The organism is Streptomyces griseocarneus, from assembly GCF_014655595.1.
Taxonomy (GTDB): Bacteria; Actinomycetota; Actinomycetes; order Streptomycetales; family Streptomycetaceae; genus Streptomyces; species Streptomyces griseocarneus.
Window position 1 is genome coordinate 30,409 of sequence record NZ_BNBL01000004.1, and the last position, 26,875, is coordinate 57,283.

The 26,875-nt window shown below is 71.3% G+C and carries 20 protein-coding genes, 5 tRNA genes and 1 riboswitch; of the genes, 9 read left to right on the forward strand and 16 right to left on the reverse strand.

The features are described from left to right. The 6 genes from IE295_RS11570 to IE295_RS11595 form a co-directional block, all read right to left on the reverse strand. Positions 1–1,476 (reverse strand): MFS transporter, encoded by a 1,476-nt coding sequence (locus IE295_RS11570; RefSeq protein ID WP_308013212.1) that lies wholly within the window; start codon positions 1,474–1,476, stop codon positions 1–3. A 203-nt stretch (positions 1,477–1,679) separates the two neighbouring features. Continuing rightward, a complete protein-coding gene (locus IE295_RS11575) occupies positions 1,680–3,044 on the reverse strand; it encodes a M23 family metallopeptidase (protein ID WP_308013211.1) in 1,365 nt (454 codons plus the stop codon). A 10-nt stretch (positions 3,045–3,054) separates the two neighbouring features. Further along, positions 3,055–3,194, reverse strand: a riboswitch (cyclic di-AMP (ydaO/yuaA leader). A 138-nt stretch (positions 3,195–3,332) separates the two neighbouring features. Then, complete coding sequence (locus IE295_RS11580; RefSeq protein ID WP_190063516.1) at positions 3,333–4,532, reverse strand: PP2C family protein-serine/threonine phosphatase; 1,200 nt, start codon at positions 4,530–4,532, stop codon at positions 3,333–3,335. A 253-nt stretch (positions 4,533–4,785) separates the two neighbouring features. Beyond that, positions 4,786–6,474: a DEAD/DEAH box helicase gene (locus IE295_RS11585; protein ID WP_190063517.1), complete on the reverse strand. Its 1,689-nt coding sequence runs from the start codon at positions 6,472–6,474 to the stop codon at positions 4,786–4,788. A gap of 136 nt (positions 6,475–6,610) precedes the next feature. Beyond that, positions 6,611–6,814: a cold-shock protein gene (locus IE295_RS11590; protein ID WP_086571010.1), complete on the reverse strand. Its 204-nt coding sequence runs from the start codon at positions 6,812–6,814 to the stop codon at positions 6,611–6,613. Positions 6,815–7,023: 209 nt separating this feature from the next. Beyond that, complete coding sequence (locus IE295_RS11595) at positions 7,024–7,881, reverse strand: DUF6227 family protein (RefSeq protein ID WP_224323602.1); 858 nt, start codon at positions 7,879–7,881, stop codon at positions 7,024–7,026. Positions 7,882–8,098: 217 nt separating this feature from the next. Here IE295_RS11595 and IE295_RS11600 point away from each other — a divergent pair, with 217 nt between their 5' ends. Further along, on the forward strand, positions 8,099–8,821 hold the full coding sequence (locus IE295_RS11600) for an SDR family oxidoreductase (protein ID WP_190063518.1): 723 nt from the start codon (positions 8,099–8,101) through the stop codon (positions 8,819–8,821). A 68-nt stretch (positions 8,822–8,889) separates the two neighbouring features. On the opposite strand, the gene IE295_RS11605 is transcribed toward IE295_RS11600, so the two are convergent. The 5 genes from IE295_RS11605 to IE295_RS11625 all read right to left on the reverse strand — a co-directional run bounded on the left by IE295_RS11605 (position 8,890) and on the right by IE295_RS11625 (position 14,060). Further along, the gene (locus IE295_RS11605) at positions 8,890–10,128 is read right to left on the reverse strand and encodes an MFS transporter (RefSeq protein WP_190063519.1); all 1,239 of its coding nucleotides are present in this window, start codon (positions 10,126–10,128) and stop codon (positions 8,890–8,892) included. A 259-nt stretch (positions 10,129–10,387) separates the two neighbouring features. Beyond that, positions 10,388–10,460, reverse strand: a tRNA-Lys gene (locus IE295_RS11610). Positions 10,461–10,580: 120 nt separating this feature from the next. Continuing rightward, positions 10,581–12,791: a DEAD/DEAH box helicase gene (locus tag IE295_RS11615; protein WP_190063520.1), complete on the reverse strand. Its 2,211-nt coding sequence runs from the start codon at positions 12,789–12,791 to the stop codon at positions 10,581–10,583. A 316-nt stretch (positions 12,792–13,107) separates the two neighbouring features. Next, positions 13,108–13,614 carry a hypothetical protein gene (locus IE295_RS11620; RefSeq protein WP_190063521.1) on the reverse strand — a complete coding sequence of 169 codons (507 nt, stop codon included), beginning with the start codon at positions 13,612–13,614 and terminating at the stop codon, positions 13,108–13,110. 95 nt (positions 13,615–13,709) lie between these two features. Next, positions 13,710–14,060, reverse strand: a complete 351-nt coding sequence (locus IE295_RS11625) for a metallopeptidase family protein (protein ID WP_190063927.1) — start codon at positions 14,058–14,060, stop codon at positions 13,710–13,712. Positions 14,061–14,197: 137 nt separating this feature from the next. On the opposite strand from IE295_RS11625, the gene IE295_RS11630 reads away from it, so the two are divergent. The 6 genes from IE295_RS11630 to IE295_RS11655 all read left to right on the forward strand — a co-directional run bounded on the left by IE295_RS11630 (position 14,198) and on the right by IE295_RS11655 (position 19,108). Beyond that, positions 14,198–14,270: transfer RNA gene (locus tag IE295_RS11630), tRNA-Glu, on the forward strand. Between the two features lie 39 nt (positions 14,271–14,309). Next, positions 14,310–14,384 (forward strand) — tRNA-Asp (locus tag IE295_RS11635). 26 nt (positions 14,385–14,410) lie between these two features. Next, positions 14,411–14,484: transfer RNA gene (locus IE295_RS11640), tRNA-Phe, on the forward strand. A gap of 96 nt (positions 14,485–14,580) precedes the next feature. Beyond that, positions 14,581–18,522, forward strand: coding sequence for an ATP-dependent RNA helicase HrpA (hrpA, locus tag IE295_RS11645; RefSeq protein ID WP_190063522.1), 3,942 nt, complete (start codon positions 14,581–14,583; stop codon positions 18,520–18,522). Between the two features lie 135 nt (positions 18,523–18,657). Then, positions 18,658–18,732, forward strand: a tRNA-Asp gene (locus IE295_RS11650). 175 nt (positions 18,733–18,907) lie between these two features. Next, the gene (locus tag IE295_RS11655; RefSeq protein WP_190063956.1) at positions 18,908–19,108 is read left to right on the forward strand and encodes a DUF6274 family protein; all 201 of its coding nucleotides are present in this window, start codon (positions 18,908–18,910) and stop codon (positions 19,106–19,108) included. A gap of 391 nt (positions 19,109–19,499) precedes the next feature. Here the strand turns inward: IE295_RS11655 and bldC are convergent, their stop codons facing one another. Both bldC and IE295_RS11665 read right to left on the reverse strand, forming a co-directional pair. Beyond that, on the reverse strand, positions 19,500–19,706 hold the full coding sequence (gene bldC, locus IE295_RS11660) for a developmental transcriptional regulator BldC (protein WP_003949541.1): 207 nt from the start codon (positions 19,704–19,706) through the stop codon (positions 19,500–19,502). A 491-nt stretch (positions 19,707–20,197) separates the two neighbouring features. After that, positions 20,198–21,043 carry a DUF8083 family protein gene (locus tag IE295_RS11665; protein ID WP_190063523.1) on the reverse strand — a complete coding sequence of 282 codons (846 nt, stop codon included), beginning with the start codon at positions 21,041–21,043 and terminating at the stop codon, positions 20,198–20,200. Between the two features lie 206 nt (positions 21,044–21,249). On the opposite strand from IE295_RS11665, the gene IE295_RS11670 reads away from it, so the two are divergent. Next, a complete protein-coding gene (locus IE295_RS11670; protein WP_190063524.1) occupies positions 21,250–22,350 on the forward strand; it encodes a Leu/Phe/Val dehydrogenase in 1,101 nt (366 codons plus the stop codon). A gap of 363 nt (positions 22,351–22,713) precedes the next feature. After that, positions 22,714–22,974, forward strand: coding sequence for a DUF3073 domain-containing protein (locus tag IE295_RS11675; RefSeq protein ID WP_190063525.1), 261 nt, complete (start codon positions 22,714–22,716; stop codon positions 22,972–22,974). Between the two features lie 168 nt (positions 22,975–23,142). Here IE295_RS11675 and purM read toward each other — a convergent pair whose 3' ends face one another. The 3 genes from purM to IE295_RS11690 all read right to left on the reverse strand — a co-directional run bounded on the left by purM (position 23,143) and on the right by IE295_RS11690 (position 26,767). After that, on the reverse strand, positions 23,143–24,213 hold the full coding sequence (purM, locus tag IE295_RS11680; RefSeq protein WP_190063526.1) for a phosphoribosylformylglycinamidine cyclo-ligase: 1,071 nt from the start codon (positions 24,211–24,213) through the stop codon (positions 23,143–23,145). Positions 24,214–24,259: 46 nt separating this feature from the next. Next, on the reverse strand, positions 24,260–25,777 hold the full coding sequence (gene purF, locus IE295_RS11685) for an amidophosphoribosyltransferase (protein WP_190063527.1): 1,518 nt from the start codon (positions 25,775–25,777) through the stop codon (positions 24,260–24,262). 147 nt (positions 25,778–25,924) lie between these two features. Further along, a complete protein-coding gene (locus tag IE295_RS11690; RefSeq protein ID WP_190063528.1) occupies positions 25,925–26,767 on the reverse strand; it encodes a maleylpyruvate isomerase family mycothiol-dependent enzyme in 843 nt (280 codons plus the stop codon). Positions 26,768–26,875 lie beyond the last annotated feature (108 nt).

Consider the following 26,875-nt stretch of genomic DNA (forward strand, 5'->3'; position numbering starts at 1 on the left):
TTATTCCGCAGGTGCGGGCGCCGGCAGGGGCTCCGGAGGGTGGACGGAAAGGGGTGCCGCGATGTCCTCGAGGGAGCGGCCCTCGGCGCGTACGGCCAGGAAGGCAGCCACCACTCCGCCCACGCACATCAGCGTCGCGCCGATGCTGAAGGCCAGGACGGTGTCGCCGACGACTCCGCTCTGCGTCAGGGCGGAGAAGAGCAGGGGGCCGCTGATGCCGCCCGCCGCCGTGCCCACCGCGTAGAAGAAGGCGATGGCCATGGCCCGGGTCTCCATCGGGAAGATCTCGGAGACCGTCAGATACGCGCTGCTCGCGCCCGCCGAGGCGAAGAAGAGGACGACGGCCCAGCAGGCGGTGAGCGTGACGGCGTTGAGCCGGCCCGCGCCGAAGAGCCAGGCCGTGCCGAAGAGCAGGACCCCGGCCAGCAGATAGGTCGAGGAGATCATGATGCGCCGGCCGACGGTGTCGAAGAGCTTGCCGAGGAGGAGCGGGCCGAGGAAGTTGCCCACCGCTATGACGGCGAAGAAGTAGCCGGTGCGGGAGGTCGAGACGCCGAAGAAGCGGGTGAGGATGGCGCCGAAACCGAAGGTGATGGCGTTGTAGAGGAATGCCTGCCCGACGAAGAGGGCGAGTCCCAGGGCGGCCCGGCGCCGGTAGTCGGAGAAGACCGTGCGCGCGATGTCCCGGAAGCCGAAGCTCTCGCGCTGCTGGATGGTGATGCTGCCCTTGGGTGGCGGCAGCTTGGTGCCCTTCTCCTTCTCGACGCGCTTCTCGATCGCCGTGACCAGTTGTTCGGCTTCCTTGGCGCGGCCGTGAATGAACAGCCAGCGCGGACTTTCCGGCACATGGCGCCGTACGAGCAGGATCACCAGCCCCAGGACGACGCCCAGCGCGAAGGTCAGCCGCCAGCCCAGGCCCTTGGGGAAGATGCTCGTGTCGAGCATGAGGATCGACAGCAACGAGCCCGCGATGGCGCCGAGCCAGAAGCTGCCGTTGATGATCAGGTCGACCCGGCCCCGGTAGACGGCGGGGATCAGTTCGTCGATGGCGGAGTTGATGGCCGCGTACTCGCCGCCGATGCCGAAGCCCGTCATGAAGCGGAAGGCGAAGAACCACCAGGACGAGTACGAGAGCGCGGTGAGTGCCGTCGCGCCCAGATAGACGGCGAGCGTGACCATGAAGAGTCTTTTGCGGCCGAAGAGATCCGTCAGCCGGCCGAAGAAGAGCGCGCCGGAACACGCGCCCGCCACATAGAGGGCCGCGGCCAGGCCGGTCACCCCGCCCGAGGTGATCGGCAGACCGCTGCCCTGCTCGGAGAGCCGGCCGGCGATGTTCCCGACGACCGTCACCTCCAGGCCGTCCAGGATCCAGACCGTGCCGAGACCGATCACCACAGTCCAGTGCCACCGGGACCAGGGAAGGCGGTCCAGGCGGGCAGGCACCGACGTGGTGATCGTTGTCGCGGTCGTCGTCACATGCTCTGATTTCCCGATCGGCAGCAGAACATTCCCATCAAATGGGATATTCAGCGTCTATAACCCGGGTGCCCCGCTACGGTTGCAGACGGCCGCGACTGCGAACCCCACACGGCCGCCTACGGGGCGTGCACCGGCGGTACGCGCCCCGGCCCCCTGGGCCCTTGTACAGCCGCACCTCTGCGGCCGCACCCGACGGCGCCCTACGGTCGCAGGCCCCTGCCCCGCAGCCACGACAGCGGGTCTATCGGCGAACCGCCACCCGGCCGTACCTCGAGATGCAGATGCGGGCCGGTCACGTTGCCGGTCGCGCCCACCCGCCCGATGATCGTGCCGGGGCCGACCTTGCCCGACGTCACGACCATCGACGACAGGTGGCAGTACCAGACCTGGGTGCCGTCATCGAGGGTCAGCACGATCCGGTAGCCGTACGCGCCCGCCCACCCGGCCTGGGTGACCGTGCCGCCGCCGACCGCCTTCACCGGCGTACCGGTCGGGGCGGCGAAGTCCTCGCCGGTGTGGTTCGAGGACCACATGTTGCCCGCCTGACCGAAACCGGCGGTGAGGGTGTACGAGCCGAGGGGCAGGACGTACGAGCGGACAGGCGTGGTGCGGGTGGTGCCCCTGGCGGCCCGCCGGGCACTCTCCTGACCCCCGGCCGCCGCGCCGACGGCCTCCGGCCCGGCCTTCGCCGTCCCCGGCCGCACCGCCTGTGCCGCCTGAGCCGCCTTCTCGGCCTTCCCGGCCTGCTCCGCCTCGTCGGCCTCGCCGGCCGCGCGCGCCTCGTACGCCTCCGCCTTCTCCGCGTTCTCCGCCTTCTCTACCTTCTCCGCGGCCACCTTCCGCGTCGACTCGGCCGCCTCGTGCTCCTCGCTCTCGCGCGCCGCGTCGTCGGCCAGGCCCTGCTGGCGCTCGGCCTGCTGGAGGATGCGGGCCCGCAGCACCTCGCCGGCGTCGGCGACGCTCTGCGCGGACTGCGGCGTGGACTGCGGCGCGGCCTCGGCGTGCCGGGCGGCCCCGGCCGACTCGCCGGCCGCCGCGGTCGTCACATTCCCGGTCGTCTCGTCCCCGGGCGTCTCGCCCTGGGCCTTACCGTCTTCGGTGATCAGTGAGCCGACGCCCGGGATCTTCTGGGCCAGCTCCGGCACGGATATCGGCGCCGCCGGCCGGTCCTGGGCGCTCGCCATGCCGCCCGCGCCCACCGCCGCGATCATGCCCACGCCCAGCACCGCGCCACTGCGGGCCATCGTGCCGCCACGCTGCTTGACCACGCGGTGTCTGCCGCGGGCCGGGGGCACCGGCGAATCCTCGGAGGGGTTCCACTCGCTCGCGGGCTCCTCGGCACCGGCGAGGGCCGCAGGATGCGCTTCGGTCGCACCGCCCTCGTACCCGTCGTATCCGTCGTAGCCGCCGTACCCGTCGTACGTCTCATGCGCGGCAGACGTGCCGGCCGCTTCGTAGGTGCCGTACGTGCCGTACGTGCCAGAGGTGTCGTACGTGCCAGATGCTTCGTACGTGCCGTACCCGTCGTGCGAACTTCCGTCCGGATCAGGCCTGTTGGACGCCACGGGGCGCACTCCTTTCCTTCCGACTCGCCTACCGGGTTAGCTGACGGGTTCGGAGCAGGAAGGTCTCCTACGGGCCGGTTCGACGGCCCGATTCACCCCAAAGGTTGATGGTTCCCCGGTTCCATCCATGGGATTCGGCGAAGGGCGCGGTGCCGCCTCTTGCGGCGGTTGCAACGTCCGCGCTGCGTTATCGAACGTTAATAGACATGGCGGCCGGAAACCAAGCCGAAAGCGTGAATCCGCCCGCCTCTTGAGGCGAGTTCACGATGTGTCGGACGTGACCGTTCGTCAGCCGTTATCCGGCTGGACGCGGATCGTACGCGCCGTGCCCGGGCCGATCGCGTGCGTGACCGTGGCGGGGCGGTGGCGGCCGTCGCCGCGCCGGATGGCGAGCAGGGCCATGTCGTCGTCGGTCCGGCCGCCGACGTGCCGGGCGACGTCCGCGACGAGGGTGTCGAGGAGCGAGTCGGGGTTCTTGAACTGCCTGCCGGTCAGGCGGCCCCGGGGGTCGTAGAACGCGCCGCCCTCGTCCCGCGCCTCGCTCACCCCGTCGGTGAACAGCAGCAGGGTCGCGCCCACGGGGAACTCCCACTCCTCCACCCGGTCCGGCCACACGCCCAGTTCCCCCATGCCGAGCGGCAGCGCGGGCACGGCGGGACGGGCCTCGCCGACCATGCCGTCGGGGTAGACGAGAAGCGGAGGGGGATGGCCTCGGTTGACGAGCCGCAGCGCGCCGGTGCCGTGCGGGACCTCGGCGAGCACGGCGGTGGTGAAACCCTCCGTCTGATCGATGTTTGCCCGGCGCGCGCCTTCTCTTTGCAACGCGCGCTCCAGCCGCGCTGCAAGCCCCTCGAGCGTGCGCTCCTGCTCCGCCGCCTCCCGGAACGCGCCGATCACCACCGCGACCGCCTCCACCGCACCGAGTCCCTTGCCCCGTACGTCCCCGACGATGACGCGGACGCCGTGCGGCGTGTCCTGCACGGCGTACAGATCGCCCCCGATGCGGGCGTCGGCCTGGGCCGCCACATAGCGGGCGGCGACGCGCAGGCCGGCGATCCGGGCCGGGGGCGCGGGGAGCACGGCGCGCTGCGCGGCCTCGGCGATGCCGCGTACGGAGGCGAGCTTGCGGTCGCCGCTGTGGACGACGCGGTTGATGCCGAGGGCGAGGGCGCCGACGGTCAGCACGGTCACGACCTCGGTGACGGATTCGCCCGTCTCGGGCGCCTGGCGGCCGATGGTGAGCCCCACCATGGCGGCCAGGGCCGTGAGCGCGATGAGCAGAGTGCCGCGCGGGGACAGGAGGGACGCCGCGATGAGCGGGGCCGAGGCGAAGAAGGGGGCCGAGGAGTACTTGGGGGGCGTGAGAACGTCGAAGAGGATGCCGGCGACGATGACCACGAGCGGCAGCCGGCGCGCCCGGGGGGCCGGGCGCCCCCGCCCGGAGTGCCGGTCCGGTTCGGTGCCTTCCCGCCGCCACCGCTTTCGCACCGTGCGCTCTCCTGACCCACTCACCGACTGACCGATCGCATTCCGGTCCACCCTCGCGGGTGCCGGGCGCTACGGCGAGCGGGGTGCGCCGATCGGGGGAACGCCGACGGGGCGCGGCGCCGTGAAAGCGCCACGCCCCGTCGGTGTCAGCGAGAGCCGCCGGTGTCAGCAAGACCCGCCGGCGTCAGCACGACCCGCCGGCGTCAGCGAGAGTCCTCAGTGACAGGTGACAGACACCGGGAGCCCCCCGGCGTCAGCGGGAGCTGCGGCCGCCTCCGGCGCCGCCGCCGCTGCGGCGCGAGCGGCCGACCGCGTTGCCGGGGCGGGTGCCGCCGGAGCGCCGGGAACCGCCGTCGCTGTTGCCGCCGCCGAAGCCGCGGAAGCCGCCGCCGGAGGTGTTGCCGGAGCCGCCGCCCTCGGTGCGCGTGCGGCCGCGGCCGCCACGGCTGCCGCGCGAGCCGCCGGAGACGCCCGAGCCGGAGCCGGAACCGCGCGAGCGGGACGACTTGGCGGAGGCCTGCGGCTGGGCGGCGACCGGCGGCGCGATGACCACCGCGACGCCGCTGGGCTCGCGGGCGCCGGTGATGCGGGCGAGCTCCGGGTCGGTCGGGTAGGTCTTGATGACGTTCGGGGTGATCTTCGCCGTGGTCATCATGCGGCTCATCTCGCGCCGCTGCTCGGGCAGCACGAACGTGACGACCGTGCCGGACTCGCCCGCGCGGGCGGTGCGGCCGCCGCGGTGCAGGTAGTCCTTGTGGTCGGTCGGCGGGTCGATGTTCACGACGAGGTCGAGGCCGTCGATGTGGATGCCGCGCGCGGCGACGTTCGTCGCGATCAGCGCGGTGACCTGCTCGGTGCGGAACTGGTCGAGGACGCGGTTGCGCTGCGGCTGGCTCTTGCCGCCGTGCAGCGCGGCGGCCCGTACGCCCTCGGACAGCAGCTTCTTCACCAGGCGGTCGGCGCCGCGCTTGGTGTCCACGAACATGATCACGCGGCCCGCGCGGGCGGCGACCCGGGTGACGGAGTCCTTCTTGTCCTGGTCCGTGACGTGGAACAGGTGGTGGTCCATCGTGACGACCGCGCCCACGGACGCGTCGACGGAGTGGGTGACCGGGTCGGTGAGGAAGCGGCGCACGAGCCGGTCGACGTTGCGGTCCAGCGTCGCGCTGAACAGCATCCGCTGGCCCTGCGGGTCGACCTGGTCGAGCAGCCGGGTGACCTGGGGCAGGAAGCCCATGTCGGCCATCTGGTCGGCCTCGTCGAGGACGGTGATCTTCACGTCGCCGAGCTTGCAGTCGCCGCGCTGGATGAGGTCCGCGAGGCGTCCGGGCGTCGCGACCAGCACCTCCGCGCCGCGCGCGAGGGTCTGGGCCTGGCGCCCGATGGACATGCCGCCGACGACGGTGGCCATCCGGAGGTTGACGGCGGTCGCGTACGGGCTGAGCGAGTCGGTGACCTGCTGCGCCAGCTCGCGGGTGGGGACGAGGACGAGCGCCAGCGGGCACTTCGGCTCGGCGCGCCGGCCGGCGGTACGGGCGAGCAGCGCGAGGCCGAAGGCCAGGGTCTTGCCGGAGCCGGTGCGGCCTCGGCCGAGGACGTCCCGGCCGGCCAGCGAGTTCGGCAGGGTCGCGGCCTGGATCGGGAAGGGCTCGGTGACGCCTTCGCGGGTCAGGGTGGCGAGCAGGCCGGCGGGCATGTCGAGTGCGGCGAAGGAGTCGACCGGCGGCAGGGCCGGGGTCGTGCTGACCGGCGTCTCGAACTCGCCGCCCTGCGGCTCGGCGGCCCGGCCGCGGCCGGAGGACTGGCGTCCGCCACCGTCGCCGCCGCGCGTGCGGGCGGGGCGGGACGTGCGCGGGGAGCGCTCGGAGCGGTCGGGGCGCGAGGAGCGCTCGGAACGGTCGGGGCGCTCGGAACGAGCGGGGCGTGCGGCGGAGCGAGTCATTCGGGGGGACCTTCCCTCAATGGGGTGCCTAACCCCCTGGTTCGGACGGACGCGACGATGGGGCCCGCACCCATTGGTGCGGGCCCCATCGGAAGCGTCGGCGCGCTGCGGCGCGCTACGGCGCTGCGGGTGATCGTCAGATGTTGACGATGTTCTCCGCCTGCAGGCCCTTCTGGCCCTGCGTGACGTCGAAGGAAACCTTCTGGCCCTCGAAGAGCTCACGGAAGCCGTTGGAGGCGATGTTCGAGTAGTGGGCGAAGACGTCGGGGCCGCCGCCGTCCTGCTCGATGAAGCCGAAGCCCTTTTCGGAGTTGAACCACTTCACGGTGCCAGTCGCCATGTCTTATCTCCTTAGTGATGGGATGGGCCCCAAACCGGAAATAGACCGGCGAAAACAAAAATGCGCCTTCGGCTACATGGCCGAGGCGCACACGAGTTCATGGGTACCACAACTGCAACTCGAACAATCGTAGCACGAGGACCCCGCAGCAATGGCACGTACATGACTATCACGCCGCTCCGCGCCCCCGGCCACCACCCCGCCCGGCCCTATAACTCCACGCCCTGCGCCCGGGCGTGCCGGTCCGCGGCCACCTCCGCCTCCGCCTCGTCGAGATAGACCTCACACACGAGCCGGCCGTCCGCCGTCATGTTGTGCTCCAGCTCCCAGAGGCTGACCTCGCCGCCGCCCTCCAGCAGGAACGCGTGCTCGTAGAACCGGCACCAGGTGGTGTCCCGCCCGGCTCCCCGGCGCCTGGGCTTGGTGATCAGCGCGATGTGGTGGCCGAGCGCCCCCCGCAGCAGATCGCGGACCACCTCGCCGGGGCCGTCCGTGTTCTCCGCGCGCCGCAGCAGCCTGCGGGCGTGATCGGGCGAGGCCTCGGAGACGTACTCCCTCCGCGGCCGCGTCGGCCCCATGGCCAGCAGCAGCTCCTCCGCCAGCCAGGCCGGCAGCTCCTCGGCCTCGCTCCCCGGCCCGATGCCCCCGCCGCCGATCCGGTCGTGCACACGGGCCTCGGCGGCGTCGAGGGCGTTCTCGTCGGCGTACAGCTCGTACAGGAAGCACTCCTGCGGCCCGGTGTCGTGCTCCAGCTCGTACAGCAGAAGGCTGCTGCCGTCCGCCAGGAGGAAGATGTGCCGGTAGGTGTTGCACCGCAGCGGGCGGCTCTCGTCGTTGCGCTGGCGGTACGAACGCAGCTCCGCCTGGTGCATGAGCGCCGTGCCCAGCCGCTCCAGCACCCGCTCGGCGATCTCGAAGCCGTTCTGGGCCCGTTTCAGCAGCTCCTCGACCTGCTCGGCGGGCGTCGGCTCACACGCGCCGCCCCGCGGACCGCGTCCGGGGCCGCCCGGCTCGCCGCAGCCGCCCCTGCTCTCGCCCTCGCCCCCGCCCGCTCGCGTCTGCGCCATGCCTGCCGACCTCCCGACCTCGCCACACCGGACCCCACCCCGCGCACTTACCGTAGCGGCGCGAACACGACGCCGGGGCGGGGTTTTCACCAACTGGCGCCGGGCCTGCGGCGGCGGGGTGAACCGGCCCGGCCGCCCGCTGACGCCACTCGCAGACGCGTCCCCCGAACGCCCGGCCAACGGGCGGGCGCCCCCGGCCGCACCTAGCGTGCCGGTCATGACCCTTGGACTCGTCGTCATCACCGGGGCCAGCTCCGGATTCGGGGCCGCCTGCGCCCGGTGGTTCGCCGAGGACGGCCATCCCCTGCTGCTCCTGGCCCGGCGCGCGGACCGCCTCGAGGCCCTGGGCCTGCCCAAGGCCATGTGCCGCCGGGTGGACGTCACCGACCGCGCGGCCCTCGAGGCGGCGGTGCGGGAAGCGGAGGCCGCGTACGGGCCGGCGGACGCCCTCGTCAACAACGCCGGGGTCATGCTCACCGGCGACCCCGTCACGCAGGACCCCGCCGAATGGGACCGGATGGTCGACGTCAACGTGCGCGGCGTCCTCAACGGCGTGCACGCCGTCCTGCCCGGCATGACCGAACGCGGCCGCGGCACGATCATCAACATCAGCTCGGTCGCGGGCCGCAAGACGTTCGGCTCCAACGCGGTGTACTGCGCCACGAAGTTCGCCGTCCACGCCGCCTCGGAGGCAGTCCGCGAGATGGCCGCCCCGCACGGCGTGCGCGTCACCGTCATCGCCCCCGGCTACGCCGCCACCGAGCTCAGCTCGCACATCACGGACGCCGGCACGCGGGAGGCGTACCAGGCCGCGGAGGCCTCGCTCGAGGGCGGGCTGACGGCGGACGACGTCGCGCGGGCGATCCTCTACGCCTACCGGCAGCCGCAGAACGTCTGCGTCCGCGAGATCGTGCTGGCGAAGACGGGCCAGGTCATCTAGTACGGGCGGGGGGCGAGTAGTACGGGCGGTGGCGGGCCCGGCCGCCGCCCGCGATGCCGTCCGTACGCTCAGCCGGCACGCGCGCCGAGCCACCACCCCAGCAGGGCTGCCGCCGACAGCAGCATGCCCGCGCCGACGAAGGCGGTCGCCGGAGCCGCGTCCACGGCGAACGGCAGCAGCAGGAGGCCGGCCGTACCGGCCGTACGGATCGCGGTCTGATCGACCGTGAGCAGCCGCAGCCGCTCGGCCGTGCCGAAGCCAGACAGGCGGGCGCGCAACGTCACCGCCGTCACGGGGAAGAGCAGCCCGGAGGTCACGCAGAGCACGATCACCGCCGTCATGGAGTCGGCGACGCCCAGTCCGGCCAGGGCCAGCCCGGACGCCGTCCAGGCGAGGCAGTACGTGGCCAGCCAGGGCCGGCGCGGCGACAGGTGCCCGGTCAGCAGGTTGCCGCCGAGGCCGCCGGCCGCCGTGGCGGCGAGGGTGAGCCCGTAACCGGCCGCTCCCTGGCCGAAGCGGGTGACGAGCAGCGGCGGCAGGCCGACGGTGGAGACCGCGGCGGTGAACAGGGCCACCCCGTGCACGGTGATGGCCACGCCCACGCCCCGGTGCCGGCGGAGCAGGTCCCAGGCGCGTACGGCCGGCGCGCGCCCGATGCCGGCCGCCCTGCCCTCGCCGGTCGCGCCCTCCTCGGTCACGGCCACCGCCGTCAAGCCGGCCGAAGCCAGCGCGCTGCGCCTGCCGAGCCAGCCGAGGGCTGCGGCCGACACGGCGAAGGTGAACCCGTCGATCGCGAACAGGTGGATCTCCGGAACGAGCACGAGCAGCGCACCGACGCTCCCCTGGCCGACGACCGCCGCGACCCGCGAGGTCAGGTCGAACAGGCAACTGGCCTGCTCCACCTCGCCCGGGTCCACGAGCTGGGGGATCAACGCGCCGAGATTCGGCTCGAAAACGGCGCTGAGGGAGCCGAGCAGCAGCACCAGGACGAGCATGACCAGGAAGCCGGGCAGGTCCGGCGACCACAGCACGGGCACCGCCACGGCGACGAGCGCCCGGGCGGCGTCGACCCTGGCCAGCGAGCGCCAGCAGGTGAACCGCGCCACCACCGAGCCCGCCGCGCCGAGCACGATGTAGGGCAGCGACTCGACGACGCCCACCAGCCCCATCAGCGAGGACGAGCCGGTCGACTCGTACACCACCCACATCGCGGCCAGCCCGTAGAGCCGGTCGCCGAGGACCGACAACGCCATCGACAGCCACAGCACCCGCACGGGCCTCGAGCGCAGCAGCCGCATATGCCTCATGGCGCACATACCTCCGGCAATTCCGGTCCGGGGCCCGTCACCCTAGGGCGGCCCGCACCGGCCCATCACCGGCAAACCCTCACGAAAGCGGACCGGAATCCCCCCGCGACCACCCGCGCGGGTGGCGCCGCCGCGAACGGCCGCCACCCACCCCTGCCGTTGTCCGGACGTTCGCCGTCCGTTCGGGGGCGGGCGGCCAAGGGGCCCGCGAACGCCAAAGAGGCCCAGGTCGGAAGGGATCCGACCTGGGCCTCTGCGGTAGGCCGTGTGGGACTCGAACCCACAACCAATGGATTAAAAGTCCACTGCTCTGCCAATTGAGCTAACGGCCCGCACACCGCAGCATAGCCCGGCCGACCGCCGGAGCCCGAGTCCTTATGGCGGGTCCCGCACAGCGAAGGGCCCGTACGGCGACGAACGCGCCGTACGGGCCCTCAGTTCAGCTGTGCGGATCAGCCGTTGCGCTTCCAGCGCGGCTTGTCGCTGCGGCGGTCGAAGGAGTTCGCGCCACGGTGGTCGTCACGACGGCCGTACGGGCGGTCGCCGCCACCGGAGCGGAAGCCGCCGGCGGGGCGGTTGTCGTCGCGGCGGTCGCGGTTGAACGGACGGTCGCCGCCACCGGAGCGGTAGCCGCCGGTCGGGCGGTCGTCACGACGGAAGCCGCCGGAGGGGCGGTCGTCGCGGCGGAAGCCACCACGGTCGCCACCGCTGCGGTCGTCACGACGGAAGCCGCCACGGTCGCCACCACGGTCGTCACGGCGGTCGCCGCCACGGTCGTCACGACGGAAGCCGCCGGAGGGACGGTCGTCGCGACGGAAGCCACCACGGTCGCCACCGCTGCGGTCGTCACGACGGAAGCCGCCACGGTCGCCACCACGGTCATCGCGACGGTCGTCACGACGGTCGTCACGACGGTCATCGCGACGGAAGCCGCCGGAGGGACGGTCGTCGCGACGGAAGCCACCACGGTCGCCACCGCTGCGGTCGTCACGACGGAAGCCGCCACGGTCGCCACCACGGTCATCGCGACGGTCGTCACGACGGTCATCGCGACGGAAGCCGCCACGATCGCCGCCACGGCGCTCGAAGTTGCCCCGCTCGTCGCGGCGCTCGTAGGCCGGGGCGCTCTGGGCCGGGATGGAGGCGGCGGGCGCGGTCTCCTCCGCCTTGGCGGCGGCGGCCTCGGCCTCGGCCTCCTCGGCGGCGGCGGCCACCGCGGCCTCCGGGTCCTCGCCGCGCTCGCGGGCGGCGCGGGCCAGCAGGCGGTCGGCCTCCTCGCGGAGCTCGGTCGCGCGGCGCTGGGCGCGCTCGACCTGGCGGTTGAGGTCGGCCAGCTCGCGCTCTGCCTGCTTGGCGGCGTTGGCCGCGGAGTCGGCCTGGACCTCGGTGAGGGAGCGAGCGCCGGTGATCTTGGCGACGTCCTCGTCGAAGGCGCCGGCACCGCCGACGATGTGGCGCGAGGCGTCCACGCCCGCGTCCTCCATCAGACGGAAGATCTGCTTGCGCTGGTGCGGCAGGGCCAGGGAGACGACCGTGCCGGACTGGCCGGCGCGGGCCGTGCGGCCGGAGCGGTGCAGGTAGTCCTTGTGGTCGCCGGCGGGGTCGACGTTGAGGACCAGGTCGATGCCGTCGACGTGGATGCCGCGGGCGGCGACGTCGGTGGCGACCAGGCAGTTCACGTAGCCGGCCTTGAAGTCCTCGAGGACGCGGGTACGGGCGCCCTGGGTCATGCCGCCGTGCAGGGCGTCCGCGCGGACACCGGAGTCGAGCAGCTGCTCGGCGACGCGGTCGGCGCCCATCTGGGTGCGGACGAAGATGATCGTGCGGCCCTTGCGGGCGGCGATGGCGGCCGTGACCGGGGCCTTGTCCTTCGGCTTCACGACGAGGACGTGGTGGGTCATGGTCGACACGGCGCCGGCGGAGGGGTCGACCTCGTGCGTGACCGGCTTGACCAGGTAGCGCTTGACGAGGGTGTCGATCTCGTTCTCCAGCGTCGCGGAGAACAGCAGGCGCTGGCCGCCGGCCGGCACCAGGTCGAGGATCTCGGTGACCTCGGGCAGGAAGCCCATGTCGGCCATCTGGTCGGCCTCGTCGAGGACGGCGACCTGGACCTTGTCGAGGGAGGCGGCACCGCGGTTGATGATGTCGCGCAGACGGCCCGGGGTGGCGACGAGGATGTCGACGCCGCGCTCCAGGGCGTAGATCTGGTTGCCCATGGACGTACCGCCGCAGACGACCTTCATCTTCAGGCCGAGCACGTCACCGTACGGCTGGAGGGCGTCGGCGACCTGCATCGCCAGCTCGCGGGTCGGGGTGAGGATCAGGCCGCGGGGGCGCTTCTTCTCGGTGTGACCGCCGGCCAGCGTGGACAGCAGCGGCAGACCGAAGGAGAGCGTCTTGCCGGAGCCGGTGCGGCCACGGCCGAGGATGTCCTTGCCGGCCAGGGCGTCCGGGATGGTCGCGGCCTGGATCGGGAAGGGGGTGGTCACGCCGTTCTGGGCGAGCTTGCGGACGATGGCCTCGTCCAGGCCCAGGTCACCGAAGGTGAGCTGCGGCTCGGCGGCCTCGGCGGACTCGGCGGCGGCCTCGACGACCTCGGCGGCAGCCTCGACGATCATCTCGTCGGCCTCGGGCATGGTGGTGGTGTCAGTGGAAATGGACATGCGAAATGCGAAACCTTCCGGAGTTTCGGCACGCGCCCAAGCTCCGTGTCGGCTTCACAAATGACCGCCTCGATGCGGTCAGCCACGGCAAGGTAAGGAACGCGCCACACGGCGCGCTTCTGTCAGGCGCCGGGCAAATGGGATCAAACGATCTACCACCATACGCACCCAACCGCGTGCAGCGCAAGCCGCGGTCCGAATGGCCTGCGCCACAGGGGCCGCCGGGAGGCCGGTGACGGCCCGCCGAGGAGGCGCTACGGCCTGTGGCGTCCCGCGTCTGCGAAGCCTACGACAGTCCGGCCTACGGCGGTCCGCCCTACGACGGTCCGGCCTGCGGCCCCGGCTGGGGCGCCGGCGGGGAGGACGACGGCGGCTGGGTCGGCGGCGAGGGCGGCGCCTGGCTGCTCGGGGGCTGCGTGGGCGGCTGCGGCGGGGCCGACGGCTTGCCCGGCGGCTGCGACGTGCCCCCGCCCGGGTTGGCCGGAGGCTTCTGCGCCCCCTGCTTGCCGGAGTGCGCGGCGGGCGGCGAGGCCCCCGGCGCGGTCGACGGCGCCGCCGAGGCGGAACCCGCGCGCCCGCCCTTGGCCGCCGGGCTTCCGCTCGCCCCGCTCCGGCCCGCCTTCGCGTCCGCACGACCGGGCCGGCCGCCCGGCAGCCCGATCCCGCCGTCCGGCTGCGCCCCGGTCTCGCGCTGCTTGCCCGTCCCGCCGGGTGCCGGGTGCCCGGGGTCGCTCACGCTCATGCACCCGCCCAGGGCCAGCGTGGCCACGGCCGCGGCCGCGATACGGGTGAGCGCTGACGCGGGCGCCGACAATGCGCGCATGGAAGAGACCGCCTTCGGGTGCAGGGGACAGGCTTCCTGCCCAACTGGCCCCGCCCCGCCCAGGACACGCCGGGCGGTCGGCCGTCAGCCATCGATCATCCGTAGCCCAGCGCGTGCAGCCTCGCGTCGTCGATCCCGAAGTGGTGGGCGACCTCGTGAACGACCGTCACCTCCACCTCCGCCACCACCTCGTCGCGGCTCCCGCACATCCGCAGCGTCGGCCCCCGGTAGATCGTGATCCGGTCGGGCAGCACTCCGGCGTACCACTCGCCGCGCTCGGTCAGCGGCGTGCCCTCGTACAGCCCGAGCAGGTCCGGGGCGTCCGCCGGCGGCTCGTCCTCGACGAACACGGCGACGTTGTCCATCAGCCGCGTCAGCTCCGGCGGGATCCGGTCCAGGCCCTCGGCGACCAGTTCCTCGAACTCCTCGCGCGTCATCTCCAGCACCCCGCCATTGTCCGGCACGAACGCCTCCCGGGACCGTTCGCGAGAGACCCTCGGCAAACCGTTTTGGCGATCGGTCCTCCCATCCCATATGCTTCTCACGTCCCCGAGGCGCTGCGAAGCGCCCAGGTGGGCCATCAGCCCTCATCGTCTAGTGGCCCAGGACGCCGCCCTTTCAAGGCGGTAGCACGGGTTCGAATCCCGTTGGGGGCACGCTGTACCGTGTGCGAGACTAGTGCTCGCACATAGCATGGTCCTGTGGAGCAGTTTGGAGTGCTCGCCACCCTGTCAAGGTGGAGGCCGCGGGTTCAAATCCCGTCAGGACCGCTGTGACCGTCTTCGGACGGTCGCGTGGCTGGGTAGCTCAGTTGGTACGAGCGTCCGCCTGAAAAGCGGAAGGTCGCCGGTTCGACCCCGGCCCCAGCCACAGTGAGCCCCTCATCCCCGGATGAGGGGCTCAGTGCTTTTCCCCCGCGAAATGCGTTCGCCGCTTCGCCGCGGCTGGTGCGATCCTGGGGTTCGTATGTCTACGCAGCCTGCCCCCGCCACCTTCGACGGCCTCGCCGCCCGCCTCCCCGAGCTGATGCTGCGCGACGCGCAGCGGCTGGGGCGGCGGCTGGACGGGGCGCGCCGTATCCGCAAGCCCGAGGCCCGTGCGGCCGTCCTGGCCGAGATCGCCGCGGAGGCCGACACGGCCGAGCTGCGGGTCCTCGGCCGCCGGGCCGCGGTCCCCGAGATCAGCTATCCCGAGCAGCTCCCGGTCAGCCAGAAGAAGGACGCCATCCTCGAGGCGATACGCGACCACCAGGTCGTGATCGTCGCGGGCGAGACCGGCTCCGGCAAGACCACCCAGATCCCCAAGATCTGCCTGGAGCTCGGCCGCGGCATCAAGGGCCTGATCGGCCACACCCAGCCCCGCCGGATCGCCGCCCGCACGGTCGCGGAGCGCGTCGCCGAGGAGATGCGGACGCCGCTGGGCGAGGCGGTCGGCTGGAAGGTCCGCTTCACCGACCAGGTCGGCGGCGAGACCATGGTCAAGCTGATGACCGACGGCATCCTGCTCGCGGAGATCCAGACGGACCGCGAGCTGCGCCAGTACGACACGATCATCATCGACGAGGCGCACGAGCGCAGCCTCAACATCGACTTCCTGCTCGGCTACCTCGCCCAGCTGCTGCCCCGCCGGCCCGACCTCAAGGTCGTCATCACCTCGGCGACCATCGACCCCGAGCGCTTCTCCCGTCACTTCGGCGACGCGCCCATCGTCGAGGTCTCCGGCCGTACGTATCCGGTGGAGGTCCGCTACCGGCCGCTGCTGGAGGAGGACTCCGGCGACGCCGACCGCGACCAGGTCACCGCGATCTGCGACGCCGTCGACGAGCTGCAGAAGGAGGGGCCGGGCGACATCCTGGTCTTCCTGTCCGGCGAGCGGGAGATCCGCGACACGGCCGACGCGCTGGAGAAGAAAAAACTCCGCTTCACGGAGATCCTGCCGCTCTACGCGCGTCTGTCGCACGCCGAGCAGCACCGCGTCTTCCAGCGGCACACCGGCCGCCGCGTCGTCCTCGCCACCAACGTCGCCGAGACCTCCCTGACGGTCCCCGGCATCAAGTACGTCATCGACCCCGGCTTCGCCCGCATCTCGCGCTACAGCCACCGCACCAAGGTCCAGCGGCTGCCGATCGAGCCGGTCTCGCAGGCCAGCGCCAACCAGCGCAAGGGCCGCTGCGGCCGTACGAGTGACGGCGTCTGCATTCGGCTGTACTCCGAGGACGACTTCCTCGCCCGCCCGGAGTTCACGGACGCGGAGATCCTGCGGACGAACCTGGCCTCCGTCATCCTGCAGATGACCGCGGCCGGCCTCGGCGACATCGAGAAGTTCCCCTTCATCGACCCGCCGGACCGACGCAACATCAAGGACGGCGTCGACCTGCTGCAGGAGCTCGGGGCGATCGACCCGCAGCAGAAGGACCCGAAGAAGAGACTGACGCAGCTGGGCCGCAAGCTCTCCCAGCTGCCCGTCGACCCGCGGCTGGCCCGCATGGTGCTGGAGGCCGACCGCAACGGCTGTGCCCGCGAGGTCATGGTCATCGCCGCCGCCCTGTCGATCCAGGACCCGCGCGAGCGGCCCTCGGAGAAGCAGGCGCAGGCCGATCAGCAGCACGCCCGGTTCAAGGACGAGACGAGCGACTTCCTCGCCTTCCTGAACCTGTGGCGCTACATCCGCGAGCAGCAGAAGACGCTGTCGTCGTCCGCCTTCCGCCGGATGTGCAAGTCGGAGTACCTGAACTACCTGCGCATACGCGAGTGGCAGGACATCTACTACCAGCTGCGTACGGTCGCCAAGACGATGGGGATCCACCTCGCCGAGGAGGACGCGGCGCCCGAGCGGGTGCACCAGTCCCTGCTGGCGGGTCTGCTGTCCCACATCGGTCTGAAGGACACCGAGAAGAACAACGAGTACGTCGGTGCCCGCAGCGCCAAATTCGCGGTCTTCCCCGGTTCGGCGCTGTTCAAGAAGCCGCCGCGCTGGGTGATGTCGGCGGAGCTGGTGGAGACCTCGCGCCTGTGGGCGCGGGTGAACGCGAAGATCGAGCCGGAGTGGGTCGAGCCGCTCGCCCAGCACCTGGTGAAGCGCACGTACAGCGAGCCGCACTGGGAGCAGAAGCAGGCCGCGGTGATGGCGTACGAGCGGGTGACGCTCTACGGCGTGCCGATCGTGGCGCAGCGGAAGGTCAACTACGGCAGGATCGATCCGGAGACCAGCCGGGAGCTGTTCATCCGCAACGCCCTCGTCGAGGGCGACTGGCGGACGCATCATCAGTTCTTCCACGACAACCGCAAACTCCTCGGCGAGGTCGAGGAGCTGGAGCACCGCGCCCGCCGCCGCGACATCCTGGTGGACGACGAGACGCTGTTCGACTTCTACGACCAGCGGCTGCCCGAACATGTCGTGTCCGGGGCGCACTTCGACTCGTGGTGGAAGCACAAGCGTCACGAAGAGCCGGAGTTGCTCAATTTCGAGCACTCGATGCTCATCAACGAGAACGCCGAGGCGGTCACCAAGGACGACTACCCGGACTCCTGGCGTCAGGGCCGGCTGAAGTTCAAGGTGACGTACCAGTTCGAGCCGGGCGCGGACGCGGACGGCGTGACCGTCCACATCCCGCTGCAGGTCCTCAACCAGGTCTCGGCCGAGGGCTTCGACTGGCAGATCCCGGGGCTGCGCGAGGACCTGGTGACGGAGCTGATCCGTTCCCTGCCCAAGCCGATCCGCCGCAACTGCGTCCCGGCACCGAACTTCGCCCAGCGGTTCCTGGACTCCGCGGTACCCCTGCAGGAGCCGCTGACGACGGCGCTGGCCCGCGGGCTGCACCGGATGACGGCCGTGCGGATGGAGGCGGAGGACTTCGACCTCGCCAAGGTCCCGGACCACCTGAAGATCACTTTCCGAGTGATCGACGAGCGCAAGCGCAAGATCGCGGAGGACAAGGACCTGGAGGCGCTGCGGCTGAGGCTCAAGCCGAAGACGCAGGCGGCGATCACCAAGGCCTTCGAGAAGGCCGCGGAGTCCTCCGGCGGTGGCGGCCTCGAGCAGCGCTCGGGCCTGACCCGGTGGACGGTCGGCGCGCTGCCCCGCACCTTCGAGACCCGTCGCTCCGGCCAGCCGGTCAAGGCGTACCCCGCGCTCGTCGACGAGGGCGCGTCGGTGGCCGTACGGCTCTTCGACACCGAGCCGGAGCAGCGCGAGGCGATGTGGCGCGGCACCCGCCGCCTCATCCTGCTCAACCTGCCCTCGAACCCCGCGAAATTCGCCCAGGACAAGCTCGGCAACCAGCAGAAGCTCGCCCTGGCGCGGAATCCGCACGGCTCGATCCAGGCCCTCTTCGACGACTGCGTCTCCGCAGCCGCCGACCGGCTGATGGCGGCCCACGGCGGGCCCGCCTGGGACGAGGAGTCCTTCCGCAAGCTCTTCGACGCCGTGCGCGCCGACATCGTGGACGCGACGCTGGACACGATCCGCAAGGTCCAGGAGGTGCTGGCCGCCTGGCAGGCCTGTGAGCGCCGCCTGAAGGCCACCAGCAGCCCGGTGCTGCTGCCGTCCCTCACGGACGTCAGGCAGCAGCTGGCCGAGCTGGTCTGCCCCGGCTTCGTCACCGCCCACGGCGTCCGCCGGCTGCCGGACCTGCTGCGCTACCTCGTGGCCGCCGACCGGCGGCTGACGCAGCTGCCCTCCAACGCCGAGCGGGACCGCGCCCGCATGGCGAAGGTGACGGAGATGCGGGACGAGTACGCGTGGCTGCTGGAGCAGTTCCCCAAGGGGCGGCCGGTGCCCCAGGAGGCCCGCGAGATCCGCTGGATGATCGAGGAGCTGCGGGTGAGCTACTTCGCCCACGCGCTCGGCACCGCCCACCCCGTCTCGGACAAGCGGATCGTCAAGGCGATCGACCAGCTGGCGCCCTGAGCGGGCGGGCCGGCGCCGCCCGCGCGCGGCGTCGGCCGACGTGTGCTCCACGCCTCACCGAGGGAGTTCGACCGCACCCCCTGACCTGCTGTAGAGTCTTGTTTCGCAGCCCCGGGGAACCGGGAAAGCAAGCAAGGTCCTGTGGAGCAGTTTGGAGTGCTCGCCACCCTGTCAAGGTGGAGGCCGCGGGTTCAAATCCCGTCAGGACCGCATCACAGCAAGGCCCGCGCCATAGACTTGGCGCGGGCCTTGCTGCTGTTCGGAGCCCTTCGGGGGCGCGTCGGCGGAAGGCCCGGATCCACTCCCCTGGTTCCGGGCTTCGTGCGTTCGACCTTGACTGCGACACGTGCCAGGGGTACCCAGTCAGTGGGAGGTGCTGCGCCCCATGACGACGACCCGGCCCGACAAGCGGATGGAGAGCATCCGGCATGAGACCAGGGCGCTGCTGCGCGCCCACCTCTCCGCCGCCGTCGGCTACCGCCACCTGACCCGGCACTGCCCGGTCTGCCACCGGCTGCTGCGACTGGCCCAGGAGGCCGTGGGCGAGGCGCAGGAGCCCAGGGACGCGGATGCCGCACCCCGGTGACCCGCGCGGCATGGAGCGCTCAAGTCCTTTACCCCACAAGGGTGGTGGGCGACAAGCATGCCGCACTGTGACGGGAGTCACCGAAAGAGTTACGGGAGTGGGGGAGCTTAACCCCTTCCTACACCCGGTCAATTTAATATGTGCAATTGCACCTACCCCGGGGGCGTCCGGACCGTCCCTCCGGACCGGGCCCCCGACGCGGCGGACGGCCGGCGTCAGGGCATAAAAAGATCGCGCTGGACCCGGCGGAGTCCAGCGCGATCGACGACTCACCCAAGTCGGTGGGCACGATGCCTGTTGGGGCAGGCACCGGGTCGTTTGTTGCGCAGGTGGAGCTTCAGTGGGCGGCTGCCGGGTTGGGGGCCCCGGTGGTCACCCGTTCTTCAGTTGTTCAGGCCTCGCTGCGCTGCTGCGGGATGCCCGCCAGCAGGGCGCGGACCTCCGCTTCGCGGTAGCGCCGGTGTCCTCCGAGCGTGCGGATGGACGTGAGCTTGCCAGCCTTGGCCCAGCGGGTGACCGTCTTCGGGTCCACGCGGAACATCGTGGCAACCTCAGCCGGGGTCAGCAGCGGCTCGGCATCAGGGGTGCGAGCGGTCATGAGCGGCCTCCTCGGGAGAACCGAACCATCACGTCGGTTCTTTCCTCTAAATTCTGCACCTTGACCCGCGTTGCCCGAAATGGCGGACGCGGGCCGAGTCGGTTATAGGACGAACGGCTTGTCCTCGGCACTACAACTACACCATCTGTCCAGCCACGTCGGCCAAACCGATGGAATTGCCCTCTCAGGTGTTCAACCTCGACGGAAGCCGATGGACCATGCCATAGCGGACAGTCACGCCACCGTGACGATCAGTCACAGCGGGATCAATCAGATCAGGGGTCACCAGACCCGCCAAGGAGTGCAATACCGATCTATCCGCCCTTACTTGGGCGGAAGGAGCCCTTCCCGGACTCCTTGTCCTATTTTGCCACGAGGATGGGCGATGGGCGCAAGACCTGAAGTAAGTGCTATAGGTCACGGTTGTGGCAATGGCCCGGATCGGGACCTAGGTCCCGGCCCCACCTCCGACCGGCCCGCCCGCGCCCGGATCAGTTCGCGAACTGGCGGTCGCGCACGGCCCGCCAACGTTCCGTCAGCCGTTCGTACGCGGCACCGGCCCGCGCTCCGTCACCCGCCCGCAGCGCGGCCAGACCCTCCGCCGTGTCGGCGGCGGAATGGTCCTCTTCCAGTTGTGCCTCGGGAACCATATGCACAAGTCCGCCGTAGTCCAGCTCCACCAGGGACCTCGGATGGAACTCTTCCAGCCACCGCCCCACGTCGACGAGGCCGTCGATCAGCGGCCCCTCCTCGATCGCGTCCCGGAGCGTCCGCAGCCCCCGGGCCACCCGCCGCCGGGCCTGCACCATGGGCGTGCGGTAGCGCAGCACCAGCTCCTGGCCGCCCGGCTCCCCCTTGCCGTACTCGCGCTCCTCGTCCGAGAAGAGCACGAACCAGCGCAGCGGCACCTGCCAGGTGGCCGTCCTGATCCACGGGCGGGCGTCGGGGTTGCGCTCGAGCCAGCGCTCGTAGTCCGCCTCCGCCTGCCGGCGCACGACGGGCGGCAGCACCGCGTCCAGGACCGGCGCCGGAAACCGCTCGGCCAGCCCCTCCAGCGCCAGCCAGCCGCGCAGCCGGGTCCGCCAGGGGCAGACGCACACCACGCCGTCCACGACCGCCACGAACGCGTCCCCGCTCTCGTGCACGGGGACGGGCACGGGCGGGGTGGGCAGCAAGTCGGCGAGCGACCGGCGCAGTTCGTCCTGGACGCCGGGGAAGCTCTCGCGGCGCGCGTAGCGGGCCCAGTGCGACCGTTCGGGTTCGGGGAACGCGCCCAGGGGCTCGTATACCCGCAGATATGCCGCGTACGGGACGGTCACCGAAGACGCCAGGCCCACGCTCGCTCCCTCAAGCCGTAGGACACCCCCAGGGAGTTGCGGGCGCCCCTCCCCATACTGTCCAAATCGTCCCATGGCGCCGGAGCACGGGAGAGTGATCCTCGGCACGGGACGGCCGCTGCGGCCCGGCAGGTCTTACCCTCTTGGGCAACCGGCCCTCCACCACCCCTCGGAGGGCGACCTCCGCGACATATGGAGTCACCACCGTGACTGACGTACGTCCCACCGTCGGCGCCGAAAGCGGCGTGCTGCACACCCTGTTCCGGACCGATCAGGGCGGCCACGAGCAGGTCGTTCTGTGCCAGGACCGAGAGAGCGGCCTGAGGGCCGTCATCGCCCTCCACTCCACCGCCCTGGGCCCCGCCCTGGGCGGCACGCGCTTCTACCCCTACGCCTCCGACGAGGAGGCGGTGCTCGACGCGCTCAACCTCTCGCGGGGCATGTCGTACAAGAACGCCCTGGCGGGACTCGATCACGGTGGCGGGAAGGCAGTGATCATCGGTGACCCCGATCTGATCAAGACCGAAGAACTGCTGCTGGCGTACGGACGGTTCGTGGCCTCCCTCGGCGGCCGCTACGTCACCGCGTGCGACGTCGGCACGTACGTCCAGGACATGGACGTCGTCGCCCGGGAGAACCGCTGGACCACCGGCCGCTCGCCCGAGAACGGCGGCGCCGGCGACTCCTCCGTGCTCACCGCCTTCGGCGTCTTCCAGGGCATGCGCGCGGCCGCGCGGACCCAGTGGGGCGAGCCGACGCTGCGCGGGCGCCGGGTCGGCGTCGCGGGCGTCGGGAAGGTCGGCCACCACCTGGTGGAGCACCTGGTGGAGGACGGCGCGGAGGTCGTGATCACGGACGTCCGGGCCGAGGCCGTCGAGCGGATCACCGCCCGGCACCCGCAGGTCACGGCCGTCACGGACGCGGACGTGCTCATCCGCACCCCGCTCGACGTCTACGCCCCCTGCGCCCTGGGCGGCGCCCTGAACGACGAGACCGTGGCCGCCCTCACCGCGACCGTGGTCTGCGGCGCGGCCAACAACCAGCTCGCCCACCCGGGCGTCGAGAAGGACCTCGCCGACCGCGGCATCCTGTACGCGCCCGACTACGTGGTCAACGCCGGTGGCGTCATCCAGGTCGCCGACGAGCTGCACGGTTTCGACTTCGACCGGGCGAAGGCCAAGGCGACCAAGATCTTTGACACCACTCTGGCCATATTCGACCGGGCGAAGGCGGACGGCATCCCGCCGGCCGCCGCGGCCGACCGGCTCGCCGAGCAGCGCATGGCGGAGGCCCGCGCGGCCCGGTAACCCTCCGCATCGCCATCACTCGACCGGGTGAACTTGCGGTCCGAGTGAGTGATCGGTACCCGCACAGCGATCCCGACAGAAATACGCCGCCGAGGGGTGGTGAAGGAGAGATCTCTCACCACCCCTCGGCGGGTCGGCGCCCAGGACACGTTAAAATCGCAGCTGACCAGCGAGTACAGAGCTTCTCGCCGGTTCTGCTGCGTGGCACGTCATGCGGGCGACGTACCGTATGGCCGCGGAAGCAGGTACCGTTGAAGCTCTACAGGCCGGACACCCTTTCACAGGGGTCCGCTCTGACTCATGAACGTGAACGCGTGTCAAGACTCTGGGGCCGTCGAGCCCCGTCAATGAGGGGGTCGAGCCATGGGGCGCGGCCGGGCCAAGGCCAAGCAGACAAAGGTCGCCCGCCAGCTGAAGTACAACAGCGGCGGGACCGACCTCTCACGTCTGGCCAATGAGCTGGGCGCAACGCAACCGGCAGCGATCAAGCCGCCGCCGGAGAGCGAGCCGCTCGAGGACGAGCTGGACGACGACCCGTACGCTCAGTACGCGGCGCGTTACAACGACGATGAGGACGAGGACGACCAGTCGTCCGACCCGTCCGTCTATCGTCGCCGCGCTTGACGCGACGACTTCCACCGACCCGGTCCGGGGCCTCGTCCCGGACCGGGTTCTGTGCTGCCTGAATGCCGGCGCTGTGCCGTGTGTGTTGCGGCCCGTCGTACGGGTGCAGGCCGTGTGTGCCCACCCGTGCCGCCCCTGCGGCACGACTGCCCACACACGGCCCGTGACTCACTTCGCGTAGTCGCCCCTGAGGGCCACCGCCTCGGCGTGAGCGCCGCGCTCGGTGATCGCGCCCGCGACCCAGGCCTCCACGCCCCGGTCGGCGAACGTCGCCAGCGCCACGTCCACGGACTCCTGCGGCACGACGGCGATCATGCCGACGCCCATGTTCAGGGTCTTCTCCAGCTCGGGCCGCTCGACCCCGCCCAGCCTGCCGACCAGGTCGAACACCGCGCCCGGCGTCCAAGTGGACCGGTCGACCGTGGCGTGCAGCCCGTCCGGGATCACCCGGGCGAGGTTGTTGGCCAGGCCACCGCCCGTGATGTGCGAGAAGGCGTGCACCTCGGCCGTACGGGTGAGGGCCAGGCAGTCCAGCGAGTAGATCTTCGTGGGCTCCAGGAGCTCCTCGCCGAGGGTGCGGCCGAACTCCGGAACGTCCTGGTCCAGCTCCCAGCCCGCCCGGTCGAAGAGCACATGGCGGACCAGTGAGTACCCGTTCGAGTGAAGTCCCGAGGACGCCATCGCGATGACGGCGTCACCCGCGCGGATGCGGTCCGCGCCCAGCAGGCGGTCCGCCTCGACCACGCCCGTACCGGCGCCGGCCACGTCGAACTCGTCCGCGCCGAGCAGGCCCGGGTGCTCGGCGGTCTCGCCGCCGACCAGGGCGCAGCCGGCCAGGACGCAGCCCTCGGCGATGCCCTTGACGATCGCGGCGACGCGCTCGGGGTAGACCTTGCCGACGCAGATGTAGTCGGTCATGAACAGCGGCTCGGCGCCGCAGACGACCAGGTCGTCCACGACCATGCCGACGAGGTCGTGGCCGATGGTGTCGTAGACGCCCATGCGACGCGCGATGTCGACCTTGGTGCCGACGCCGTCGGTGGCGGAGGCGAGCAGGGGGCGCTCGTAGCGCTTGAGGGCGCTGGCGTCGAAGAGGCCGGCGAAGCCCCCGAGGCCGCCGACGGCCTCGGGGCGGGTCGCCTTCTTCACCCACTGCTTCATGAGTTCGACGGCGCGGTCGCCCGCCTCGATGTCGACGCCCGCGCTTGCGTAGCTGGCACCGGTGGTCTCAGAAGACATGGTCTTGAGATCTTTCGTGTCGTTCGTAACTACGGGTACGCGAGCGCTACGGACGGCGCAGCGCGTCGGCGGCGTCCGCGCCGCCGGCCAGCTCGGTCTCCAGGAGCTGCTTGCCCAGCAGCTGGGGGTCGGGCAGCTCCATCGGGTACTCACCGTCGAAGCAGGCCCGGCACAGGTTGGGCTTGGCGATGGTGGTCGCCTCGATCATTCCGTCGAGGGAGATGTACGCGAGGGAGTCCGCGCCCAGCGACTTGCCGATCTCCTCGACCGTCATGCCGTTGGCGATCAGCTCGGCGCGGGTGGCGAAGTCGATGCCGAAGAAGCACGGCCACTTCACCGGCGGCGACGAGATCCGCACGTGGACCTCGGCGGCCCCGGCCTCGCGGAGCATCTTCACCAGGGCGCGCTGGGTGTTGCCGCGGACGATGGAGTCGTCCACGACCACCAGGCGCTTGCCCTTGATGACTTCCTTGAGCGGATTGAGCTTGAGCCGGATGCCGAGCTGGCGGATGGTCTGGCTCGGCTGGATGAAGGTCCGGCCGACGTAGGAGTTCTTGACCAGGCCGGTGCCGTACGGGATCCCGCTGGCCTCGGCGTAGCCGACGGCGGCGGGCGTGCCGGACTCCGGGGTCGGTATCACCAGGTCGGCGTCGACCGGGGCCTCGGCGGCGAGCTTGCGGCCCATCTCCACGCGGGAGAGGTAGACGTTGCGGCCGGCGATGTCGGTGTCCGGGCGGGCCAGGTACACGTACTCGAAGACGCAGCCGCGCGGCTTCGTCTCGGCGAAGCGGGAGGTCCGCAGGCCGTTCTCGTCGATGGCGATCATCTCGCCGGGCTCGATCTCGCGCACGAAGGTGGCGCCGCAGATGTCCAGGGCGGCCGTTTCGGAGGCCACCACCCAGCCGCGCTCGAGGCGGCCGAGCACCAGCGGGCGGATGCCCTGCGGGTCACGGGCTGCGTAGAGGGTGTGCTCGTCCATGAAGACGAGGCAGAAGGCACCCTTGACGCCGGGCAGCACCTTGGCGGCCGCTTCCTCGACCGTCAGCGGCTTGCCGTCGTCATCGGTCTGGCCGGCCAGCAGGGCCGTGACCAGGTCGGTGTCGTTGGTCGCCGCGACCTGGGTGGCACGGCCGTTCTCCTTGGGGAGCGCCGCGACCATCTCCGCCAGCTCGGCGGTGTTGACCAGGTTGCCGTTGTGGCCCAGGGCGATGGAGCCGTTGGCGGTCGCCCTGAAGGTCGGCTGCGCGTTCTCCCACACCGAGGCTCCGGTGGTGGAGTAGCGGGCGTGTCCGACCGCGATATGGCCCGTGAGAGAGCCGAGAGAGGTTTCGTCGAAGACCTGGGAAACCAGTCCCATGTCCTTGAAAACGAGGATCTGGGAGCCGTTGCTCACCGCGATGCCCGCGGACTCCTGTCCACGGTGCTGCAGCGCATACAGCCCGAAATAGGTGAGTTTTGCGACCTCTTCTCCCGGAGCCCAGACACCGAAGACGCCGCAAGCGTCCTGGGGGCCCTTTTCGCCGGGAAGCAGGTCGTGGTTGAGTCGTCCGTCACCACGAGGCACACCTTGAGTCTATGGCAGGGATGAGGTTCATCCGAACCGGGGACCACCGGTTATGGCTCACACCACGGACAGCCACTCGGCAGGCACAGCGAATCACCCTTTCGTGGCCGAAAGAAATCACTCGCATGCGCAGGGAACACTCTTCGCTCAACTGAGCAGGGGTAGTTGATCGGAAATATCGGCACGCTCGCCGCTCGCACTCACGGCGGCGTCCTCGAGCGCTACGTCCCAGCTCAGCCTGCCCGTGGCAAGGCGGATCCAGGTCAACGGATCGGTCTCGACCACATTTGGCGGGGTGCCGCGGGTATGCCGGGGACCCGCCACGCACTGGACCACGGCGAATGGCGGGATACGGACCTCCACGGAGCCCCCCGGGGCCTTGGCCGCGAGGGTGTCGGCGAGCAGGCGCGTGACAGCCGCGAGGGCCTGCCGGTCGTGCCGTACGGCCGTACCGGTGGCGTGCGCCAAGTCGTCGGCGTGGACGACCGTCTCGACCAGTCGGGTCACCAGGAAATCGGCGACCGTCATGGCTCCGAAGCTCGTCCGCACGACCGTTTCGGGACTGGTTCCCCCGACGGCGTCCGCCAGTTTCCGGGCAGCCTCGCGCAGCCGCCCGGCGACCGCCGACGGCTGCGCGGAGGCGAGCGCGGCGGCACCGGCCGACGTGGCCCGTGCGACCTCACCGGCCCGTGAACTCAGGTTGCTCACATAGTCGATGAGGGTGATTCCGGCATGCTGGGGTGTGGCGTCCGCGGCCGCCTCGGCGAGGCGGCGCGGCAGCAACTCCAGCGCTCCGGCCAGGTGGACGACCAGGTCGCGCACCGTCCACTCCCCCAGTCGCGTGGGGGCGTCGAGCACCGCAGGGGCGTCAGGCGCCGCGCACAGCGCGTCCACCGCCTCGCATACGACCCGGACCTGCCCGTCCAGGGCAGCGCGCACCTTGGCGGGGTCGTAACGACGAGGGCGTGGCGTGCGCGGAGCGGGAGACATGACGCCGAGCCTAGGGCGGCCCTGTGACATCGGCCAGGACCGGCGGGCGAACCCGCCGGCCCGGCCTCTGCCGTGGCGCTTTCGTGGTGCTCCCGGCAACGCTCCCGG

Bases quoted from the DNA above. Each gene is read 5' to 3' on its own strand.
- IE295_RS11605 (WP_190063519.1), bottom strand. From the start codon at position 10,128: ATGAGGCATATGCGGCTGCTGCGCTCGAGGCCCGTGCGGGTGCTGTGG.
- IE295_RS11675 (WP_190063525.1), top strand. From the start codon at position 22,714: ATGGGGCGCGGCCGGGCCAAGGCCAAGCAGACAAAGGTCGCCCGCCAG.
- IE295_RS11590 (WP_086571010.1), bottom strand. From the start codon at position 6,814: ATGGCGACTGGCACCGTGAAGTGGTTCAACTCCGAAAAGGGCTTCGGC.
- hrpA (WP_190063522.1), top strand. From the start codon at position 14,581: ATGTCTACGCAGCCTGCCCCCGCCACCTTCGACGGCCTCGCCGCCCGC.
- purM (WP_190063526.1), bottom strand. From the start codon at position 24,213: ATGTCTTCTGAGACCACCGGTGCCAGCTACGCAAGCGCGGGCGTCGAC.
- IE295_RS11690 (WP_190063528.1), bottom strand. From the start codon at position 26,767: ATGTCTCCCGCTCCGCGCACGCCACGCCCTCGTCGTTACGACCCCGCC.
- IE295_RS11615 (WP_190063520.1), bottom strand. From the start codon at position 12,791: ATGTCCATTTCCACTGACACCACCACCATGCCCGAGGCCGACGAGATG.
- IE295_RS11600 (WP_190063518.1), top strand. From the start codon at position 8,099: ATGACCCTTGGACTCGTCGTCATCACCGGGGCCAGCTCCGGATTCGGG.
- bldC (WP_003949541.1), bottom strand. From the start codon at position 19,706: ATGACCGCTCGCACCCCTGATGCCGAGCCGCTGCTGACCCCGGCTGAG.
- IE295_RS11620 (WP_190063521.1), bottom strand. From the start codon at position 13,614: ATGCGCGCATTGTCGGCGCCCGCGTCAGCGCTCACCCGTATCGCGGCC.
- IE295_RS11585 (WP_190063517.1), bottom strand. From the start codon at position 6,474: ATGACTCGCTCCGCCGCACGCCCCGCTCGTTCCGAGCGCCCCGACCGT.
- IE295_RS11595 (WP_224323602.1), bottom strand. From the start codon at position 7,881: ATGGCGCAGACGCGAGCGGGCGGGGGCGAGGGCGAGAGCAGGGGCGGC.
- IE295_RS11655 (WP_190063956.1), top strand. From the start codon at position 18,908: ATGACGACGACCCGGCCCGACAAGCGGATGGAGAGCATCCGGCATGAG.